This window comes from Aeriscardovia aeriphila (assembly GCF_002259595.1).
Classification (GTDB): domain Bacteria; phylum Actinomycetota; class Actinomycetes; order Actinomycetales; family Bifidobacteriaceae; genus Aeriscardovia; species Aeriscardovia aeriphila.
Genome location: NZ_MWWU01000002.1, coordinates 19155 through 40164 on the forward strand (window position 1 = coordinate 19155; position 21010 = coordinate 40164).

Sequence of the window (21010 nt, forward strand, 5' to 3'; positions counted from 1 at the left end):
TTCTTTCGCCCATTGAATAATCTCAATCTTTCCGTTATGATAAACTTAAGAAAAATAATTACCGACCGTATCGAGGTAAGGGCGATGAATGAAGGTATAAACGCGATTGAATTTGGTAATCGACTGATGTCATTAATGAAAGCTCGTGGTATGACTCAGCGTCAACTTTCTGAGGTAACTGGACTGACTGAAGCCGCTATTAGTAGGTATATATCAGGGAAAAGAACTCCAAGAGCTCTGACCATTGGGATTATTGCTAATGCGCTGAATGTTACTTCAGACGAATTAATTGGTATGTCATCACAGGAGCGGAACACTTTGAATGATGCTATTGACCTTGTTCAGCGCAGTGCGAAGCAGATTCCTTTGAATGAGAAGAAACAGCTAATTAGTGAATTGGTGAAGTATCTAGATAATACTGAAGGAGATTAATTGAATATCCAGGAAGCATCTAGGACTGGACTTGCACTCACGTCCAGTGACTATAGCTCGATTATGCGTGCAGCTATCGAGACTTCTCTAGACTTTAATTTTATTCAGTATCCAGTCTCAATGGAGAGGGTACTGAAGACTCTTCATATGCGCACAGTTAGGTATCAACAACTTCCTATGGACTTACGGCGAAAAGTTGATAATTCAGATGCTTTGACAATCCCTCTCCCAGATAAAACATCCGCTGAAGGATTTGCCATCTTTGTTAAAGACTATTCATGGATCCCTGGATCGAGAATACGTTTTAGTCTAGCTCATGAATTAGCACACCTTGTTTTGCCAGAGTATCAAAATCACCCTATGGATGAACGGGCGTGCGAGTTCTTTGCAGCAAATTTTTTAGCTCCAACTTGTCTAATTCTCAGGGAGGGATATTCAGAAGTAAGTAATGGAAGCATTTCATGTTAGTCGATCTTGTGCAGCACATAGTCTTCACAGAGCACAACAACATGCGGGAAAGCCTCTGCTTGATTGTGAGATAGAGCTGATGAGAGAGGCAACCGTCTTGAGAAGAGTGTGAACCCTTAAAATAAAAACGTGCTTGCTAGAACTGCAATTCTAGCAAGCACAAGATCGCATGATTACATACGATACGACAAAGCTAATTGTGTCATGCGATCCCCATTTTGTAAAACTGTCAAAAGGATGGTGTTTCTCTTGACTCAACAAAATAGCTTTTTATACAAAGATGGCATACCTGAGTTACGAAAAAGAAATCTTTCGTTTCTGAACCTTGTCGATCGTTCTTTAACGACCGATGATGAATATCAATTCCCAGAGCTTTCATGTGATATCCACATGTTACCCGACTATATTGCAATGTCTTCACAACCGCACTTGTTTCACAATACTTCACGGACAGCAGTAGGCTTCTGGGAATATGACCGAAGATTCAACAACCCACAGGGTTTGACTGCAGCACTATATTGGGATGATAAGAAGCAGCTGGAAAGGTACAAACAACGTTTTTCTGGTGTGAAGTATATTTTTACACCTGACTATTCAGTTGTCGAAGATATGCCAGCTTGTCTTGAATATTCTTATGTCTATTTTTCACGTATCGTTGCCCTGTGGCTGATGACTGAAGTTGGAACTACCGTGATCCCTACAGTTTCAGCATCTACTATTGAGAGATTGTCTGTCGCATTATTGGGTCTAGACAATTGCAACGTCATTGCTATCAGTACTAAAGGCTATCTCAGAAACTCAACTGAAAAAGGTTATTTGAGAGAGATGGTTCGATATGTTGTTGATCACAAACAACTTGATTCTATTGTTGTTTATGATACTTGTTCTTCTGAGGATGAGGTTTATGACATTTTTGAGTATGCTCTCGAACATAATATCAACATTGATGTTCCGCTAAATTCCTATAGAGAGCTTCATATGAAGGAGCGGGGCTGATATGGGTCGAGTCAAGCGGAAGGTGTTCCTTCATGGAACTAAGAGAAACCCTCAGTTGACACTGGCGCAGGCGGCTTCCGCTGTCGGCGCTGAGTCGAAGCTTGGGGTTCGGTTTACTGATTCGCAAGATGCATGGATTGATGAGTCTCTTGTCGTTGAATTGCAAAAGAACAAGGTGAAATTCTCACGAGAAGATATGGTCTTTATCACTCGCGACAAGTCAGGACAAATTATTTGGTTAGAAAGAGGAAATGATACCGCGGGCTTGAAACATATGTCCAAGCATGAGGGAGGCACGTCTCACATCGAACAGTTTATGAGACGGTTTCATGTAAGTGAGCAAGAAGTCCCTGGCCTGCTCAGAGATGTAATAAGCCGAGGTTCTCTCATCTCTGAGCGTGTCGAGATTCGGCATGGCAGAGAATCTTTGGAAAAGATATATCGCTTTCAAGGAAAAGACTTAGTATTAGCAGGAATTGGTTCCAACGGCTTCATCGTATCAATGTACCCAATTTCGAGAAAGGTATGACAATGCAAACGGTCGTGCTCCAGCTGGATTTTAGGCAAGGACCATTGTGGATCAGTGATTTCAGCACAGGTACTCCACAAACTGGAATTTCTGTGATTGATACCGATGAACAGGTGAGAAAACTCAACTATGAGATTCAAGATCTCTATGATTCTTACTACGAGTTTGATAGTCATGGTCAGGCGGTGTGGTTTAACGAGGAGAAGGAGAAGAGGGATAAGAGCAAGATGTTGGATCTGTTTGCTCGGTTGAATGCACGGCTTGCAGAAATTAACGACGGAACTTTCGTCGTCGATGATAGGGAAACAGAGAGAATCAGTAACCTGTAATGATTGTGGCCTCCGGGAATAACTCTCGGAGGCCACAGATATGTTTATTGCACTGACAATCTCATGTGTGCTCAGCGCTTGATTTCAATTTCAATGTCAACAGGAGTGCGCTGAATATATGTGTGCACCACAGTGCAATCCTTCTCAATATGGGCTCGAATGCGCTTTTGGAGTTTACGAACATCCTCGTCACTCAAGCCCTTATCACTAGCATCCACGATCACTTTTTCGCTGAAGCTGTTATAGCGATCATTATCATCATCATAATCGCCAGAAACTTCGATACGAGCGCCCTTATTCTCGCCCAGCACTCGTTCAACAGGCATGCGAGAGCTCATAGAACCGCACGCTGCCAGAGCGATCTTCATCAGATCGCCAGGGTTAAACATTCCCTCTTCATGACCAATGACGATAGAAGCGCCCTCAGAAGAGTGACCTTCCCAGTTACCGTCCTCACGACGCTCAACCCACAGCTGCTTTGCCATAATGCTCCTTGAACTCAACAATGTGATCCACCTCTATTATGAGCGCGAGCAGCGCAAAACTCAAAGTCTCGCTCACAGTGAAAGGTAGGAGATCGCACGCACCTGCACGCTGAGGGGCGAAAGCCCAAGCACTGCGATAGTCTGAAGGCATGGCTTTAACACAAGAACAGCTCGACGACATTCGCGCGCGCGTCCCTCACCGCCCTCAGACGAGCATTCCTACCCCTTATGAGGACCTGTGCCGTAAGATCTTGCTCGAGGGAAACCTCAAGAATGACCGCACAGGAACAGGAACAATTTCCCTGTTTGGCCAGCAGATGCGCTTTGACTTGAGCGAAAGCTTCCCCCTTATCACCACCAAGCGCGTGTGGTTCAAAGGCGTAGCATACGAGCTGCTCTGGTTCCTCAAAGGCTCGTCAAACGTGAAATGGTTGCAAGCCCACGACGTACACATTTGGGATGAATGGGCCGATAGCGAAGGAAACTTGGGCCCGGTCTACGGTGTGCAATGGAGAAGCTGGCCAGCACCGACCTCTGATGACCCTCACCGCACAATCGACCAGATTGCCAAAGTCATCGAGCAGATCAAGGTCAACCCTGACTCGCGCCGTCTGATCGTTTCGGCCTGGAACCCGGCAGAAGTCGACGATATGGCTCTGCCTCCCTGCCACGCGCTCTTCCAGTTCTACGTGGTGGATGGCAAGCTTTCCTGCCAGCTCTACCAGCGCTCCTGCGACATGTTCCTGGGTGTTCCTTTTAACATCGCTTCTTACGCCTTGCTCACTTGCATGGTGGCACAGCAAACTGGTTTGAAGCCAGGGGAGTTTGTGTGGACTGGCGGCGACTGCCATATTTATGACAATCATGTTGAGCAAGTCATCGAGCAAATCTCGCGCACGCCGTACCCTTACCCAACGCTGGAGATTACCAAGGCTTCTGGCATCGACCGGTACAACTATGAAGATTTCCACGTGCTCAACTACCAGCATGGAGCAACCATTAAGGCTCCCATCGCTGTGTAAGGCAGCAGTGGAGCCTGGATAGAAGGGATGTGCGTTTCAGGCGCGCATCTCACAGAGTAAAGGGTAGAAGTGCGAGCAGCGGTTTGTGTTCGTCGTGCTTTCTCGCTACGATGTTCTTCTGAGTTTTAGCAAAGGAGCCGTGTCATTATGGATGCCGAGGGAAGTAGTAGTACCCGTCCTTATCACGAACCTAAGCCCGCGCTGAGCGGGCACAATGAAGATGCGCCAGAGAATGATCCTTGGCAAGATGCATGGGATGAAGAAGATTCTTCACCAGCTCTGCCCAGCACTCCCGCACGCATCAATTTGATCTGGGCAGAAGCCTTCTCTTCAGAAGGTGTTCCAGGAGCTATGGGCAACAATGGAACCATTCCGTGGCATGTTGCGGAAGATCTCCGCCGTTTCATGGCTCTCACCGTTTCCCACCCCGTCATTATGGGGAGGAAAACCTGGGATTCTCTGCCGAAAAAGCCTCTGAAAAACCGCGATAACATTGTGGTTTCCTATGATGACGAATTCCGTGCTCCTGGCGCTACCGTTGCCGACTCCTTGGATGAAGCGCTCAAGCTCGCCAGCACCCCGGCAATTCCTGACGATGGCATGGACCGCTCCGAAATTTGGATTATCGGTGGCGCCTCCATTTTCCGCCAGTGCCTGCATCTGGCCGATAGCGCTTATGTGACGCAGATTGACCTTCACGTTCCCGCCGATACTTTCGCTCCTGATATGGATGCTGAGGTATCGGAAGGCCAGTGGAAGCTTGCTGAGGACGGCATGTGGCAAGCTGCAGCAATGACGCAAGAAGAGCGCGCTGCTGGAAAGCCTGTGACTCGCTACCGTTACTTGCGCTATGAGCGTCGGGAGGCTCACGAGTAAGGCCTAAGATTATCAGTACTGATAATCTTGAGAGAGGAAAAAGATGACATCACTGCCATACACCATCATGACTGTGTGCACTGGAAATATCTGCCGTTCACCTATGGCAGAGATCGTGCTGAGAAAGCAATTCCACGATGCCGGCCTTGACGATGAGGTTTTTGTCGACTCCACCGGAGTGAGCGACGAAGAGTGGAGCCATCCCATCGACCCTCGCGCCAAGAAGGTTTTGCGAGAGCGCGGCTATGAGATTCCTGACCATCGTGCACGACAAATCAGCCCAGGAGAGGCTGCGACAGTTGACCTTTTGTTGCCAATGACAGCTGACCATAAGCGCGAACTGTTGTGGGTGGTTCCTGATGATCGTAAGGATCATGTGCGCCTCTACCGCAGTTTCGACCCTGCACTGCCAGCTCAGAAGAATGCGTATGATACGTCTCTTGATCTGATCGACCCGTGGTATGGAACTCCGCGTGATTTCATTCGCACGATGGATCAGATCGAACATGTGGCGCCGTACATCGTCGAGTGGGTGAAAGGCCAGCTCAACCAGCGCTGAATGTTCGTAGTTTGACGCTGAGTGGCCGTGGTTTGGCGCGCTGAGTGGCGGGTGGCCGTGGTTTGACGCTGACCGGCGTGGCTAGTGCGACGGCGACTGCCTATTACATTTGATGAGCGGGGAATATTTTCCCCGCTTTTTTGTTAATCTCATAGTCACTGCAGTACAAGAAGACTACAGTGAAAAACAGGAGCGCTACTCGAGCGCTCACTTGCCCGCGGGCTTGTCAGTGGAATATGTGGCTAGATGAGCCAGTACGAATGAAGAGAATACAAGCCAGCCCGCGTAAGGCACGAATGAGGCGTGCGGTGTCAGAGCGCGCCAAGAGGAAAGAACCCGGAAGGTCCGGGAGCTCGAAAGGTTCGAGCAGAAGGAAAGTAGGAAAAAATGAAGAACACTATTGAGAAGAATATGTACTCTCAACTCACCCAGTCGGGTAAGGATGCTCGCTTGAGCGGAGGCACTCGAATCGTCGTTCCGCGCGATCGCGTTTTCTCGCTTGCTCGCGACATTGCTGGTCAAGATGAATATGTTCGCAGGCTTGCAGCAGGTAAGCATTTTGCCCAGATTGTCAATCTGGTTCGTTCTGCCTTCCAACATCTGGGAGTCAGCGTGCAAGAAGATGATATGAACCGTTACGCTCAAGCAGTTCACGAAGGACGAGACTATCGCTTTGTCGTCGCCTTCTGATTGCTCACGGCTTGCGCTCTGTGGCGTGAGTTACTCGGTGTGAAGCACCTTGGCGGGGCCTTGTTTGACTAGTGCTGTTTGGCATTGTTTCGTTTGGCATAGCGTTTTTTGACACTGTGTTGTGAGGTGTGAGACTTCAAGTGTGAGGTTTTCAGTACGAGGTTCCTCAGTACGAGGTTGCACACTGAAAGGAGAACACGCCGGAAGCCTTCTTGCACTTGCCAGGTGCTGAACTCGTATGTTACACTCTTCAAGCGTTCAGCATTGCGGACATAGCTTAGTTGGTAAAGCGCAACCTTGCCAAGGTTGAGACCGCGGGTCCGAGTCCCGTTGTCCGCTCCACGTAAGGCCACCACACGGTGGCCTTTTGCATATGTGACTTCTCAGCGGTCTACCTGAGTAACTCGACAGGTCTGGGTTGCTCTCTGTAGCTATCCCGCATGGGTTATTCCACACGTAAAATTCCGTGTGCACCGCGTTCAGCGAGGCTCATCACATGGTTAACAATTGGATAATCACCCTTCTTTGGCACAGTTAATTCGACGAATCCACCCTGTGCTGGCAGCAGCGAGAGCGCTTGCGAGCCAGTAGCATCTTCTGATGCATTTTCACGCGCGTCGTAATTATCAGATTGGTTTGCTCCAGCTGCTGTATTATGCGCACGAGCGTTCGCTTCACTGCCTGTTGTATTCGGCTGGTGATCATCTTTCACCCAGTAATGACCTTCACTAAAAACAGTGGAAAATTGTGTGCCGACAATATGAAACGACAGGGGAGAATTAGGCCCAGCGTTGAGAACCCATATGCGTACGTGTTCTTTTGCCTTCATAGTCAAAGGATGAGCATCGTATTGGAATGCTCGACCATTGAAAGCGACAATATCCGGGTTCATGCTCGCAATGCGAGTGGCATCAGCACTGTGGCCAGAACCGCCTAAATACTGTTCTGACTGAACGAGCACGTATTCATGGTCAACAGCAGGCAGCTCATGGGCTGGCTCAATGATCACTGCTCCAAACATTCCATTGGCAATATGCATAGACATTGGCATGCTCGAACAGTGATACATCCATATTCCCCAGCGAGTAGCTGTAAAGGAGTACACGAGTGATTTCCCTGGCGCGATACTACGCATTACCTTATTGGGTACAGCATCTGCTCCCGCATGAAAATCGATGGAATGGTCCATATGAGTCGTATTTTTCACTGTAATGATGAAATGATCTCCCAGCTTTCCACGCAGCACAGGGCCTGGCTGACGTGAGTTAAAAGTCCAGGTTTCCCGGCTCAGATCGTTGGTAATCTGTTGTTTTCCTTGAGAAATAGTGATGGTATAGCGTCTGGTTGTCGTCTCTCGGTTTCCTGCTGTATATCCCTTGAGATTGGCAGAGTAGGGAGGCACTTTCTTCGCAAACTGTTGCAACTGAGCAGCAGAGATGAGGCTCGAGAGCGAAGAATTGGTGTTCTCACTGCTAGCAGATGTGCTGTTGCTGGTATCGTCCGCCTTCTCAGAAGTTGCGGAGCGCTTGGCACCGCCTTTCAGCACAATATGGAGGGACATTCCCATCTGACGATGGCCTGGAAGTGAACACCATCCTTCGATCGGCGAGGTGACAAGAGGAACATGCAGCTGCGCTTTTTGCCCAGGCGTTAGCCTTCCTGACGTAGCGCCTGTACTGAGCACCAAATCATGAATCTGGTTTCCTGTATTAATAAAAGTTATGGTCAGAGAGTCCCCTGCAGGCACCGCAAGAGTAGATGGAGTAAAACTCATTCCTTCTACTGAGATTGTCACTGCGGTTGTATGCCCGGTTGGAGTCACAGGTGTAGCAGTTCCTGACGATCCAGCCTGTTCAGTGCTGGTAGAGCCAAGAGATGAGGAAGGCGATGACGAAGAGGATGCGGAAGAAGCAGACGCGGAGGCGTGTGGTGCGGCTAGTGAAGCTTGCGCGCTTGTTGTCGCAAGGTCAGGACGGATCAGCAAACCAAAGCTGCTGAGCACTAATGCTGTACACACAACCCATGTGAGAATCTGAGATCGTTGCAAGGCAAGCTGATCTGTGGTGTTGGACAATCTGGTGTTGCTCTCATGACGTGAAGGAAGCTTCGTGGCAGATTGTCGTGTTGTTGATGCAGATGATTGCCTTTGGCGGGAAGCCTCATGTTTCATACGAAGAGTAACGGATGGGCTGACAATCCGGGGCCGACGATGAGAGCGAGCAAGCATCGTGATGACACTTGCTACCAACGCGAGCATTCCCAGAGCATTGAAGCAATCGCCAGCCTGCCACACAGGCATAGCAACGCGAACAGTGCCAATAAAACGCAAAGCAAGGCCAAGGGTAAAGAGAACCAGAGGAAGCCACAGAATCGGATGGAAAGGCATGCTGCGGTGAATGATAGAGGGGACAATAACACAAACATGCGCAACAACCATCGTCATAATAAAACCAACTGCAAGGCTGTGGACAGCGAAATCCCACCACAAGCTCGAGTCTGCTAAGCCACCCGAATTGCTCACAATCCACGTCAGCGATGCGCACAAGCCCCAGAAATAAGCAACAAGCATAGAAATGCCCATAAAACCAGTGACGCCAGGAACGCGATACGTTTTTCTTGCTGTGTCAAAAAGAAACATCAACACGAGCAAAGTAAGTGTACACAGGCCGAGCAGCGAATAACCCCAGGAAGGGGCGATGAGCGAGCAGACAAGGCTTATCAGTATTGCAGCGCTAACACACACTAAGCCTGGTTTTGCAACCGGATGAATAAAAGCGACATGAGCCAGTTCCAAGCGTTCACCCACAATGGTGAGCACGAGCATCATGAGCCACCACGGTGTGAGAATATCACTATCCAACCTGGTCCATAGCAGCGCTGAACATGCGCCGATAACAGCTCCCATCAGCTGGATGAGGACGGCGAAAGAGTGCTGCCTCGCGTATACCCCTACATAAACAGCGCTCAAGATTATCAGTGACACTGTCCAGCTCAAGCCAGGGAGAATTCGCGTGTATTCGACAGGAAGCGGTGACAATACCGTCACAGCAACGAGAAAGTTAGCAATCACCGAAAACAGAGGCGCTGTGAACGCCCAGCGTGGATGTTTCGGGCTACCAGCGCGGTACGCTACTGCTCTTTCCAGGCTAATTGCAGTACCGAGGAATCCAAACACCATCAGTGCTCCGTGCAGATTCGGTAAAGCTGGGCGCAAGCTTGCCCATGGCCCGGGAATAGAGGCCCTGACAAGCGAGGCGAGCACTCCTATGAGCATGCTTGCCGCTGCAGTGAGAAGAAGCGCAATGCGGAAGGCAGGAAGAGGAAGTTTCTTTCCTGAACGACGCATTGATGATAGTGAATTCAATGATGGCATAACTCTACTGTACCGAACAGCTGAATCGTAACGCGCAGAATTGAGAGGGGCGGTGCAAGCGCTTCTCTGTGAGCTCAATATGGCGTTTTCTACACGTGCTCTGTGAGGTGAGAGTTGTATGACTTTGCCTCGCTTGAGTGAGGATGTCGGTAATTATTTTCCGATTTTTCTGAGCTATGGTCTGAGGTTTTCCCTGGTACTACCGAGGTCGATAACGCCTCAAATGAAACTGTTTAAAAAGTATATTGAACATAAACGCTAAATTCGTTAATGTTGATAGAATAAGTATCAGATATGCCGAGAACAGGGATAGAGAGAAAGTTAGCGCTTCCCGCAAAGGAAAGTGGTTTCTCCTTGCTGGAAATGCTGATCCTTGGATGAGGATATATCCCAAGCTGCTAAGGAGCGTTTTCTTAGCAGGTTAAATAACGACTATGAGAGGAAGAAAGATGATTCAACGTTTGCATCGTTTCGCAGTTGCGGCGATCGCAGTGTTGGCTGGCATCGCCATGGCATTCATTCCCTTCTTGAATGCCGCTCATGCTGCTGAATCTCTCATCTCTGCTGATGATTTGGGCAAGGATGTTACCTTAACTGTTAAAGGTACAGAAAGCCTCGCTAACCACACGCTGGTTGCCTACCGCTTGGGTGACTATTCTGCCGCACGAACTGATGGCACTAACCTGACTGGCTATGACATTAAGGATTCTGGTTACGCCACTCAGGTGAATGCGGCTATTGTTGCTGCCGGAATTGACACGAGCAACTCTGACCCGGTTGCTTATGAGGCAAGCGACCCAATGCCATGGGTTGCTTCTCACCTGCTTCAAGCATCGAAGTACCCCTATGCTGACGACAATGCACATCAGCCAAACCTTCGTGCATTCCTGACGGAGCTCATGGCACAAATGTCCCAGGTTACGGCTGTGGAAAATACCTCTTACCCACTCAGCGCTAGCGACAGTGATAACAAGACTGCTACAGCAACTGTTAAGCCAGGTCTCTACGTAGTGTTCGACCGTACTATTGCTAACAAAGCTGATACCGTTGCTAGCGATACGGCATCCATCCCAATGTTTAACGGCACTGGTGTGCACTTCGGTGATACTGTTCTGACCAAGCTCGTCAATGGTGACACGACCTATGACCTAGGCACTGTCGACTACAAGGTCACTTCCAGCACAGTGACCAAGAAGATCATCGATTCTGACGACAAGGCAGTTGATTACGCCACTGCTAACATTGGTCAGCGCCTGAAGTTCCAGCTCACCACCACTGTTCCTAACTGGACTGGTTACAAGAACAAATACTCCTTCATCGTCAAGGATGAACTGAGCAAGGGCCTGAGCTTCGATAATGCTGGCATTACCGTCAAGGTGACTACCACTGATAACCCAACAGGCACAACTCTTGAGGTTGGTGATGGTAAGGGTTATCAGACCTCTCGCGAATCTAAGAGCGATGGTAGCGAAGAAATTCGCTTCATTCTTGCTCCACAAACCTCTGACTGGGTCAACGACATTCGTAACGACGCCACTGGTCCTGAGGCCTCTAACCTCGTTCGCAACGATGAAACCAAGGCACTGTTCCCAGTAGGTGCTACTGTAACCATCACCTACTACGCATACCTGGACAAGGACGCCATCGTTGATTCCACGGGTAACCCGAACAGCGCCTATGTTGATTACTCTCACAACCCCAACGATCCAGACGACGTTGAGCGTTCTGAGAAGAGCACTGTCAAGGTGTACACCGGCCAGCTCACCATCACCAAGACTGATGTGAAGGGCAAGGTTCTCGCAGGTGCCGAGTTCCAAGTTCTCGATGCACAGAATAACCCAGTCACCTTCATGGATTCGTCTACTGGCGACTACCGCGTTGCTGACAATGGTGAAAAGAATGCTCAGCAAAACCTCGTCACCACAGTGAAGACCCCAGCCTCTGGCGTCCTCACCTTCACTGGTCTTGCTCCAGGAAACTACACTGTGAAGGAAACAAAGTCTCCATTCGCTGGCGGAAACCTGACACTTCCAACCTTCACCACCACTCTGAGCATTACAACTCCAGAGGCAACTGCAGAAACTGAACATCCAGCTACCGTTGCTAGCTCTTCCATCTCCGGTTCTACCGGTGATGTGAACAAGCTGGTTACCGTGGCACAAGACAACGCAACCGTTGTCAACCCACGCAACCTGATGGAAATGCCAAAGACAGGTGCTGCTTGGCTTGCCATCTATGCTGTAGCTGCGCTCTTCTTTGCACTGGGTGGCATCCTGCTGCTCGTGAAGTCTCGTCGCAACCGTGACGACGAGTGAAACTCGGTAACGTCGAGCTTCACTTTCCCGCCGCTTCAGTGAGTTTCTTGAGATTATCAGTACTCACCATCATCTGCACACAGATGAGCGGCTAGCGCACTCAACGAGGAACAGGGCCTTCCCGTCCTGTTCCTCGTTGCATATCTGCATACTTTTTCATAGTCTTGCGTATTCTTGCACAGCCAGTGCAAATATCTCGTAACAACCTGACAGCGAGGCCAGAATGCCAGAAACACAGACGAAGGCACAACCAACCCACAAGCCTTCCTCAAGCAAGCGTCGCCTTTCCAAGACGACCATAGCTGGCCTCATCCTTCTCACTCTCAGCATCATTTCGGCAACACTTCCCTTCATCCTCATGGTCGTTAACTCCGGTATGTCTACTCGCGCGGTTGGCGCCCACGAAAGTGATGTTGACAAATTGAGCGTTGCGAAAGCTAACGAAGCATTCGCACAAGCAGAGGAATATAACGCTCGCCTTTTCCAAGAAGGCGCTCATGTTCTCGGCGAAGTGAGCGACCCGTGGTCCGATGGTAAGAATTCTGTTGCCGATGAGGACAAGACGTACCAAAAAATGCTCAGCATTCCTGCTGATGGCATTATGGCCACCGTCCGCTATCCGCGCCTTGGCATTAACCTTCCCATTCGCCATGGTACGAGTGATGTCGTTCTCGCTTCCGGTGCTGGCCACCTATATGGTACGAGTTTGCCTGTCGGTGGTACAAATACCCATTCGGTTATATCAGCGCATACCGGCTATGACCGTCTGATGTTTGATCGCTTAAGCATGGGCCAAGGCAGAATCGGTGACTTCTTCTACATTACTGTTCTCGGCCATGTGCTGGCTTATCGCGTCAGCAGCATCATCGTCATCGAACCCGATGATTTCTCCCACTTCGCCATCGAAGCGGGAAAAGACCAAGTAACTTTGCTCACCTGCACACCTTACGGCGTGAATAATAAGCGAATGCTCGTCACAGGCCAGCGAGTGAAAATTCCCAACCCTGCACCTGACCCGAAAACCGTTCCACAAGATCACCCTGAGTATTGGTTGATCGCAGGCGTGGTACTGGTGTGGCTTCTCTTCATGCTCTTTGTATTCCTGATTGTCACCAAGCGACGGAAGAAAAAGCTTCCCGTTCGTTCACTCCCAGCTCATCACGCCGCAGGCGTGAAAAACAGTGCGCATAGTATAACGAGCTCAGAGAGTAACGGTAATGGCAGCCCCATCCCTGGTTTACGAAACCACCACCGATGAAAATGGGAGCAATGCCACAGACTGGCCTCGGCTGGTGGGTGTTCGTCCTGCTCGGTTCGGCTCTTCTCACCTTCGCAGGTGCCGCCTGGGAGTTGACTCGCAAGGACGACAGCGAGCGCGAGTAATAACGAATAATTGGGAAATGCCTCCACGGCATGCTGTGTTACCACAGTGTGCCGTGGAGGCATTACTATGTAAGTAGTATCGTGAATGATCTTCTGAGATGCACATGAGTAGCAAAGAAGCTACGGCAAGTGCAGTGCTCAGCCGATAGGGGAGAGAAACATGGTAGAACCTAACTACTCGCAACGCTCAGAAGATTACTTACGCCCCAATGAGCCCGTCAAAAAACACAAGCGCGGCCGATTCGGTGGCCTCATCGTCACCCTCGTCATCATCATCGCCCTCGTCGTCACCGCCGCTTACGTCATCCGATTCCGTAACTCTCATCACACTTTCGCAGCAGACTCGCGCACACCCAAATCCGTGGAAAACGCGCTGTCAGACTATTCCAGCCGCATCAGGCAAGCCATTCTCAAACCGCAAGAAGACGCGGATGCAGAAGCCGCAGTCGGTGCAGGCACGGATGATGTGAGCAAACTGGCAATCTTGAACGCTACAGGATTAACAGAAAACGAATACCTCAAGCCCCAACTGGCAACAGTTAACCAAGTAGTTGCTTCCTTCACCAAAAAGCCGAGCGGCTACGAAGTACTGACCTACCAGACGAGTGTCGTGGAATATACGCCCCAGGAAGGTACGACGATCACCATTAATGGTGTGAAAAAGGACCTGCTTGTCACCTCAACATCGCAAATGCATCGCTTGAGCATGAAAGCTGAAAATGGGATTGGCAATCTCAGTGTGAACAAGGATGAGGTAGTGTCACCCTCTGCCGCGCCGACAGCCACCACCATGCTCGCCACACTGCCGCAAGAAGACGGCGACGCAGCCAAACCAGCAAGCTCAAGTGCCACCTCAGTCAGCGGCTTTAACCCGGGACGAGCCGTAGAATATGCGGAAAACTGGGCGCGAGTGGGAGCAGAAAGCGTCGACGATGCAGAAGTGCGTGGCGGACGCTACCCGGGCGAAGTACTCAACCAAAAGTACCCCTATTACGGCAACGACAATTGCGCGAACTTCGTCTCCCAAGCCCTCGCGGCCGGAGGGCTGAAGCGTGCCAACTCGCTCAAGCTTGACGTGAAGAATCCGGATGCCTGGAGCGACGGGCTGTGGCTCACCCTTGGGGTGAAAGCGACCCGAACCTGGACTCTCGCTAATGCCAACTTCGCGTACATGCTCTCCCAATCTGGCCACTACGTCCAAGCCGGAGAAGCGGATGGCAAGAGCATGAAGCAGATGGCCGGTTTGAAGCCCGGCTCGCTCATCTACGCTGCGTGGAATGGCGGAGAAAACAAGGACCATGTGGCCCTCGTCGTCGGGCAACTCAGCCGCGGCAAGAAGTCGCAGCCGATCATCTCGCAAAAAGGCTGGAACCAGTACAACATGCCGTTGAGTGCTCACCGCGCCCACGAGCTGCAGCAGCACAAGAACGCGCGTTGGACGGCGCTGGCAGTAAAGTAGTGGCGCACCACGGTAATTTTTTGAAGAATTAATTCCGCCGGGAGGGAGGGGCACATGCTCCGCGTTGATGAGTTGACAGAAGAACAGGTTCGCGCCTTGCACGATGAACACCACATGGTCAGCCCGATCGAGCAGACTCCAGCTTGGGCGTGCTACCAAGCGAGCATCGAAGGCCGCGAGCCGTGGGGATGGCTGGGAATCTATGAGGATGGGCAGTTCCTCGCCTACGCTCTCGCCATTGCATACCATACGCATGGCTACACGTACCTCAACGTGGCTCATGGGCCATGCTGGGTTAATAAGCCCGACGAGCAGCGGGAAACGCAGGCTTTCGCCGCGCTGCGCACATTTGTTCATAGCCGCGATAAGTCCGTGGTTTTTGTGAGATTAGCAGCGTGGAATGCAAGCCTGACGAGCCCTGTTCTTTCCACTATTGCGTATGATTCGACAGTCGTGGTTGACTTGCATGGTGGCGATGAGGAAATTTTGAGGCGCATGTCGAGCCGTGGGCGTGCAAACGTTCGTAAAGCGTTGCGTGAAAGCCCAGCTGAGTGCGCGGATGAGACGCAGCGGGCTCTTCGGGGCTTTGACGAGTATTACGGGGTGATGGTGGATACCGCTCAGCGCGATGGTTTCACTCCTGCTCCGGCCAGCACCTATGCTTCGATGTTGCGTGAATTGGGCCCCGAGCACGCCCGGCTGTACGTAGGCCGAATTGACGGGGTGGTGTCGAATTGGTGCTTGATGACGCTCAATGATAATCAGGCGGTGTACTACTACGGATGCATGAGTACGGCCGTTCGCAAGTTGCGTGCGCCGGACAAGCTGTTCTACTACGCTTTCTGCGACCTGGGCCGGCAGGGTTATGACACTCTCGACATGATGGGCATCGGTTCGCCGTTCTGCCCGCAGCTCAACACGCTCAACCAGTTCAAAACGAAATTTGCGCCGAAGATTACCACTATTGCTCCGGCACGAGATCTGCCTGTTCGTTCGCATTTCTATGCGGCCTTAGTTCAGGCCAAAGCGCTGCGTGCCAAGTTGCGTACTGTTCTGCGCACGCTGAAGAGCCAAGCGAAGTAGGAGAGTGGTTGCGGCCGGTCACCGCTGGCTGCTGCTACAGTGCGCGGTGGCGTGTGGTTGTGTGGGGTTGTGGTTGGCCGTCAGTGGCGGCTGGCTGCCGCTGCAGGCCGCTGTTGCTGTGCGCGGTTGCGGCCTCAGTGTTAGACGGGCCAGATACGCAAAAAGCCTTGGGCGAACCCAAGGCTTCGTGGTGGCTCCGAACGGTGTCGATCCGTTGACCTCACGATTTTCAGTCGTACGCTCTACCAACTGAGCTACAGAGCCAAAACAGCTTCCTAAAAGATTAGAAAACTGAAAGCGACCCGTAACGGACTTGAACCGTCGACCTCCGCCGTGACAGGGCGGCGCTCTAACCAACTGAGCTAACGGGCCTGGTGTGAAAACAACCAAGAGATAAATATACAGATATCCAGAAAGGATGCAACTGCCAAAATGAGGAAGTGAGCAATTGCAAGGGCTCAACGGCGTGTCATTATAGTTCGAGCGAGGTACTTTTTAACCTTTTTGCAGCTGGTCATTCGTTCAATTTCTCTGTTCGCGGCGTGTTGCTTCATCGCACACCGGCCGTAGGCTGGAAACAAGTGAGGAGGGGAGATGGGCCACAAAAATAAGGCAAATAAAGCCAGTAGCGCGAAGCAAAGCGTGACTACAGCCGGCAACACGAATAACGCGAGCAAAGTACCAAGCGTCTCTGCGGCCGGTGCAAACCCCGCCGCCAGTGTGCCGACTCAGAGTGCTGCTGACACGACAGACTACGCGGCAGATTACACACCAGCTGGCTACCACGCAGGGCTCATCACCGTCGTCACGCCGGGCAGTGACAAACTTCAGGCAGCTTTCGCCTCGGCGGACAAGCAAGCCATCGCCCAGGCTGCCAGCGAATTCGAATTTTCACGCTATGAAGACCGCAAATCCGTATTCCTCGGCCACATCAAGCATGTTGAAACCGCGCAGGAAGTAGACGAATTCGTCGCACAAATCCGCCAGGCAAACCCCGCTGCCCGTCATGTGACGCACGCTGCAGTGCTCTCCTCAGGCTCGGGTATGGAACGGATGAGCGACGACGGTGAGCCGCAAGGAACCGCCGGTCGCCAAATTCTCGACATCATCCGCAAGAAAGGCCTCAGCGACGTCGTGTGCACAGTGACGCGCTACTTTGGTGGCATTCTGCTGGGTGCCGGCGGCTTGGTTCGTGCCTACGCGTCGACCGCCGCGCAAGCTCTCGATGCCGTGCCTCAAGCCCAACTCGCCTTGCAAGCGCGCTTTGAGCTCACGGTGAACTACTCGCAGCAAAAGGACCTCGACCACATTCTCGACAGCCTCGACGCCACGGTAATTTCGCGAAACTGGGCAGAAAACGTCGAGTCGCTGGTAGGCCTCGACCCGCTCCAGATTGACACTTTTCGTACTCGAATCCGCGACAGCTTTGCAGGTGCTGTTACGCCGGTTCAGCTCATGAGTGAGCCAACGCAAGTGCCGGTGAAGAAGGCGGACTGATAATCTTGAGAAATACTGAGTAAGGGGAGGGGAGCATGGCAGAAAGCAAGCCAGTAGATGAGAATTACGAGACGCTGACGCAAGCCTACGAGCGGATTCGCCACTCGCACGATGCCCAAGTTTTGCATGAAATTGCTCGCCAGCCGCTGCCTCAACGCTCCGACCAGTCAGCCTTCTCGCGCGCCACCGCACTGTTGGAGGCTGTTGCGGGAAATTTGACGACGCCGGTTGAGGACAGGATTTACCTTGGCCAAGAAATGCCCTTCCCTAACGTTTTGGTTAAGCTTTCCTCTGACCCCGACCCTCGAGTACGTGAAGCTGTAGCAGGAAATGCTAACGATAAGAATTGGCTTGTTGGCCAGCTGACCAAGGACCCCGAGCAGCGGGTGCGAACGGCGGCGCTTCTCAACCCCCAGACGTCGTGGAAAATGAGGCTTGAGGGTGCGCAGGATGCGAACACCTCGGTGGAAGCGTTGGAATATTTGGCTAAGCAGGGCTTGGGTGAGGATGCCAAGGGGCCGGCGATTTTGGCGACGATGGTGCGTCACGCGGTTGCGCTCAACCCGACGTCGCCGCGCGAGCTGGTGGAAAGCTTGAAGAATGACCCTGAGGAGGATGTGCGCAGGGCGGTGAAGAGGCGTCTGGAGAAGGGTGCGACTGAGAAGGTGGTGACGCCGTTGCCAGTGCAGTCGGTGCCGGGGCGCGGGCCGATTGGGCTGAGGAGTGCGGACGAAAGCTGATCACAAGCGGTTCTGCTGAGAGCTGGGAGGCCAGCTAGCTGGTTCATGAGAGCTGGTGAGGCCAGCCGGCCGATGAGAGCTAATCTCGAGCTGTCCTCTTAATGGAGCGATATCGGAATGAAAACGATGTCAGTATGAGGCGAGCAGCTCACATCTAAGTCCTAGAGATTGCAATAATTTCATAATCATGAAAACTAATGCAATAATTTAAGAGAAAAGCTGAAACGGCCGCCAAATTCATGTATCGTTAAAGTATGGCAGAAATGACAGAAAGCCAGGAGCGCCTCGCACGTCCGCTCATTAAACTGGCTCGCTTAAACAATGTAGCAACGTCGTACATTGGTCAATTGGGAGAATTCCATGAGATCGACGATGACGTTCTCGTGCGCGTTCTCGAAGCTTTAGGTGTTGATGCATCCAGCCCCGAGGCGATTTCTGAATCGTTGAAGCAGACGAGCGCAAAGAAGCGCATTCGCCTTGTTTCTGGTACGAGCTTGGCCACTTTCGGCAAGGAATCTCGCGTGTACATCAACCATGATGCCAACGAAATCCCTTCTGTTTCGCTGACGCTGGAAGATGGCAACACATACGAGGGAAAGCTTGCTGTCAGCGATGGTGATGGCAGTGCTGCTTACCCCTACAATGATGCCTTCTATGTTTCCTCGTCCGTCATTATTCCAGCAGATGTTCCGCTCGGCTATCACACGCTGAAAGTTACGTGCGGCGAGCAAAGTGCAACTTCGCGCCTGATCGTCGCTCCTGAGCGAGTTCCGCTGCTGCCAGGCTTGGTCAATGGGCAAATGTGGGGCTGGATGGCTCAGCTCTACTCCGTGCGTTCGCACACCTCGTGGGGTGTGGGCGACTTTGCTGATCTCGCACTCTTGCTGCGCGATGCTGCCCAAAAGACTCACGCTGACTACATGCTCGTCAACCCGTTGCATGCTGGTGAGCCTGTCGCTCCTTTGACCCCATCGCCATACCTTCCTGATTCTCGCCGCTTCATCAACGTCACGTATATTCGCCCAGAAGACGTTCCTGAGTACGAGAGCCTCTCGGCCGCAGACCGCGCTGAAGTGGAGAAGCTCCATGCTAGCGTTTCTGCACTCAATGACGACGTGACGAAGATCGATCGTGACGCCATGTGGACGGCAAAGATGCCAGCTCTGTGGCGCATCTACCGTGCTCCTCGTTCAGAAGCTCGCCAAGCTCAGTACGAGAAGTTCTTGGCCGCGCAGGGCTCGGAGCTGGATGCTTACGCTACGTGGTGCGTGTGCTTCGACATGTGGGGTGAGCCGCAAGATACTCCAGATTCATGGATTCACAAGTATTCCATCACATCGCCTGAGGTGAAGGAGCTCATTGCTTCCCACCAGGAGACCTTCGATTTCTACCGCTGGCTGCAATGGGTTGCCACTGATCAGCTGGCAGCAGCTCAGCATGCTTCTCAGGCTGCTGGCATGCGCATCGGTTTGATGATGGATATGGCCGTTGGTGTCCACCCGCTGGGCGCTGACGTGTGGGGCCATCCTGAGCGCTTCGCCAAGAACGTCTCTGTTGGTGCCCCGCCAGATTTCTACAATCAGCAGGGCCAGGATTGGTCCCAGCCGCCATTCAACCCGAACTACCTGGAGGATTCCGGCTACAAGGCTTACTCTGACCTGATCCACCAGATGTTCCAGGGCGCTGGTGCACTACGTATCGACCACATTCTCGGCCTCTTCCGCCTGTGGTGGGTTCCTGCAGGCCGCACGGCCAAGCACGGCACTTACGTTCACTACGATTACAACGTCATGCTCGGCATTCTGGCTATTGAAGCCACTCGTGCTCATGGCGTTATTGTTGGTGAGGACTTGGGCGTCGTTCCTGATTACGTCGCTACAGAGCTCAAGAAGCATGGCCTGCTCGGCTCCGTCATCGAGTGGTTCTCTAAGGATGGCAATGGTAACTTTGTCGATCCGAAGACGTATCGCGAGATGGCAATCACTTCGGTGACAACTCACGACCTTCCTCCGACGGCTGGCTACCTCAACTATGAGCAGGTTAAGATTCGTGAAGAGCTCGGCTTGTTGACTGAGCCTGTGGAGAGCTTTAAGGCTGAGATGGTCAAGGAGCACAATGCTTTGCTGAACTTCTTGGTTTCTGGCGGTTTCTTGGATCAGTCTGCTGCCGATGATGAGGCTCATCACGAGCAGGACATTATCGAGGCAATGCATAAGGTGATCAAGGCTTCCCCGTCGAAGCTTCTGAATGCTGCTATTGTCGATGCTGTTGGTGAGAGGCGTACACAAAACCAGCCTGGTACGAACAATGAGTACCCGAACTGGCGTGTTCCTCTGGCTGATGGTGAGCTCAACCCGGTTTACGCTGAGGACCTCTTCTCGCTTCCTCGCGTTCAAAGCTTGGCTCGCGTCATGAACCAGTAGGCCTCAAGATTATCAGGCTGCGCTCAATCACTGGGCTGGACCCAATCATTCGGCTTTGCTGAATCTTCGGGGGTGTTATGGGGCTCCACTGAATCATCGAGCTGCTCTGAATCATCGAGCTTCGCTGTGGGGTTTGTGCTGTTGCACAAACCCCATTTTTTATGTTCTGGCACTGCATTTTTCGGGTTTACAGACCTGTGGGTGCGATGGTGAGAAATACTTATGTTTTCAGTGAAACGAACGCGCATCGGTGCCGTGGAATGAAGCTCAGCTGAAGCGTTGAAACGGGGGAGGGGTTGCTCTATAATCGGCAACGTTGTGTTTCCTCGGGTCCAGCTGAAAGCGCCTTCC

18 protein-coding genes and 3 tRNA genes are annotated in these 21010 nt (G+C 51.7%); 17 read left to right on the plus strand and 4 right to left on the minus strand.

All coding sequences use genetic code 11. The annotated features are described in order from the left end of the window. Nucleotides 1-84 precede the first annotated feature (84 nt). From AEAE_RS01110 to AEAE_RS01125, 5 genes are all read left to right on the plus strand, one after another. On the plus strand, nucleotides 85-432 hold the full coding sequence (locus AEAE_RS01110) for a helix-turn-helix domain-containing protein (RefSeq protein WP_158520458.1): 348 nt from the start codon (nucleotides 85-87) through the stop codon (nucleotides 430-432). A 177-nt stretch (nucleotides 433-609) separates the two neighbouring features. Beyond that, the gene (locus AEAE_RS07045; protein WP_420835604.1) at nucleotides 610-900 is read left to right on the plus strand and encodes an ImmA/IrrE family metallo-endopeptidase; all 291 of its coding nucleotides are present in this window, start codon (nucleotides 610-612) and stop codon (nucleotides 898-900) included. Between the two features lie 249 nt (nucleotides 901-1149). Then, nucleotides 1150-1896 carry a DUF4417 domain-containing protein gene (locus AEAE_RS01115; protein WP_158520459.1) on the plus strand — a complete coding sequence of 249 codons (747 nt, stop codon included), beginning with the start codon at nucleotides 1150-1152 and terminating at the stop codon, nucleotides 1894-1896. Nucleotide 1897: 1 nt separating this feature from the next. Continuing rightward, nucleotides 1898-2425, plus strand: a complete 528-nt coding sequence (locus AEAE_RS01120) for a hypothetical protein (protein ID WP_094689345.1) — start codon at nucleotides 1898-1900, stop codon at nucleotides 2423-2425. Between the two features lie 2 nt (nucleotides 2426-2427). After that, nucleotides 2428-2754, plus strand: coding sequence for a hypothetical protein (locus AEAE_RS01125; RefSeq protein ID WP_094689346.1), 327 nt, complete (start codon nucleotides 2428-2430; stop codon nucleotides 2752-2754). 71 nt (nucleotides 2755-2825) lie between these two features. Here the strand turns inward: AEAE_RS01125 and AEAE_RS01130 are convergent, their stop codons facing one another. Next, the gene (locus AEAE_RS01130) at nucleotides 2826-3239 is read right to left on the minus strand and encodes an OsmC family protein (RefSeq protein ID WP_094689347.1); all 414 of its coding nucleotides are present in this window, start codon (nucleotides 3237-3239) and stop codon (nucleotides 2826-2828) included. Between the two features lie 149 nt (nucleotides 3240-3388). Here AEAE_RS01130 and AEAE_RS01135 point away from each other — a divergent pair, with 149 nt between their 5' ends. From AEAE_RS01135 to AEAE_RS01155, 5 genes are all read left to right on the plus strand, one after another. Further along, nucleotides 3389-4261: a thymidylate synthase gene (locus tag AEAE_RS01135; protein WP_094689348.1), complete on the plus strand. Its 873-nt coding sequence runs from the start codon at nucleotides 3389-3391 to the stop codon at nucleotides 4259-4261. Nucleotides 4262-4408: 147 nt separating this feature from the next. Continuing rightward, nucleotides 4409-5137 carry a dihydrofolate reductase gene (locus tag AEAE_RS01140; protein ID WP_094689349.1) on the plus strand — a complete coding sequence of 243 codons (729 nt, stop codon included), beginning with the start codon at nucleotides 4409-4411 and terminating at the stop codon, nucleotides 5135-5137. A 43-nt stretch (nucleotides 5138-5180) separates the two neighbouring features. Beyond that, nucleotides 5181-5696, plus strand: a complete 516-nt coding sequence (locus AEAE_RS01145; RefSeq protein WP_094689350.1) for a low molecular weight protein-tyrosine-phosphatase — start codon at nucleotides 5181-5183, stop codon at nucleotides 5694-5696. 387 nt (nucleotides 5697-6083) lie between these two features. Beyond that, the gene (locus tag AEAE_RS01150) at nucleotides 6084-6386 is read left to right on the plus strand and encodes a hypothetical protein (RefSeq protein WP_094689351.1); all 303 of its coding nucleotides are present in this window, start codon (nucleotides 6084-6086) and stop codon (nucleotides 6384-6386) included. A gap of 266 nt (nucleotides 6387-6652) precedes the next feature. Continuing rightward, nucleotides 6653-6728: transfer RNA gene (locus AEAE_RS01155), tRNA-Gly, on the plus strand. Nucleotides 6729-6831: 103 nt separating this feature from the next. On the opposite strand, the gene AEAE_RS01160 is transcribed toward AEAE_RS01155, so the two are convergent. After that, complete coding sequence (locus tag AEAE_RS01160; protein ID WP_244569576.1) at nucleotides 6832-9759, minus strand: multicopper oxidase domain-containing protein; 2928 nt, start codon at nucleotides 9757-9759, stop codon at nucleotides 6832-6834. Between the two features lie 449 nt (nucleotides 9760-10208). On the opposite strand from AEAE_RS01160, the gene AEAE_RS01165 reads away from it, so the two are divergent. From AEAE_RS01165 to AEAE_RS01180, 4 genes are all read left to right on the plus strand, one after another. Beyond that, nucleotides 10209-12074 (plus strand): isopeptide-forming domain-containing fimbrial protein, encoded by a 1866-nt coding sequence (locus tag AEAE_RS01165; RefSeq protein WP_158520460.1) that lies wholly within the window; start codon nucleotides 10209-10211, stop codon nucleotides 12072-12074. A gap of 223 nt (nucleotides 12075-12297) precedes the next feature. Beyond that, on the plus strand, nucleotides 12298-13332 hold the full coding sequence (locus AEAE_RS01170; RefSeq protein WP_094689354.1) for a class C sortase: 1035 nt from the start codon (nucleotides 12298-12300) through the stop codon (nucleotides 13330-13332). A gap of 285 nt (nucleotides 13333-13617) precedes the next feature. After that, complete coding sequence (locus AEAE_RS01175) at nucleotides 13618-14916, plus strand: amidase domain-containing protein (RefSeq protein WP_094689355.1); 1299 nt, start codon at nucleotides 13618-13620, stop codon at nucleotides 14914-14916. A gap of 54 nt (nucleotides 14917-14970) precedes the next feature. Beyond that, nucleotides 14971-15999 (plus strand): lipid II:glycine glycyltransferase FemX, encoded by a 1029-nt coding sequence (locus AEAE_RS01180; RefSeq protein WP_094689356.1) that lies wholly within the window; start codon nucleotides 14971-14973, stop codon nucleotides 15997-15999. A gap of 188 nt (nucleotides 16000-16187) precedes the next feature. On the opposite strand, the gene AEAE_RS01185 is transcribed toward AEAE_RS01180, so the two are convergent. Next, nucleotides 16188-16263 (minus strand) — tRNA-Phe (locus tag AEAE_RS01185). A gap of 34 nt (nucleotides 16264-16297) precedes the next feature. Further along, nucleotides 16298-16371: transfer RNA gene (locus AEAE_RS01190), tRNA-Asp, on the minus strand. Nucleotides 16372-16593: 222 nt separating this feature from the next. Here AEAE_RS01190 and AEAE_RS01195 point away from each other — a divergent pair. The 3 genes from AEAE_RS01195 to malQ all read left to right on the plus strand — a co-directional run bounded on the left by AEAE_RS01195 (nucleotide 16594) and on the right by malQ (nucleotide 20659). After that, the gene (locus AEAE_RS01195) at nucleotides 16594-17496 is read left to right on the plus strand and encodes an IMPACT family protein (protein WP_094689357.1); all 903 of its coding nucleotides are present in this window, start codon (nucleotides 16594-16596) and stop codon (nucleotides 17494-17496) included. A 35-nt stretch (nucleotides 17497-17531) separates the two neighbouring features. Continuing rightward, nucleotides 17532-18236, plus strand: coding sequence for an AbrB family transcriptional regulator (locus AEAE_RS01200; protein ID WP_244569577.1), 705 nt, complete (start codon nucleotides 17532-17534; stop codon nucleotides 18234-18236). A 254-nt stretch (nucleotides 18237-18490) separates the two neighbouring features. Next, nucleotides 18491-20659: a 4-alpha-glucanotransferase gene (gene malQ, locus AEAE_RS01205; protein WP_094689358.1), complete on the plus strand. Its 2169-nt coding sequence runs from the start codon at nucleotides 18491-18493 to the stop codon at nucleotides 20657-20659. Nucleotides 20660-21010 lie beyond the last annotated feature (351 nt).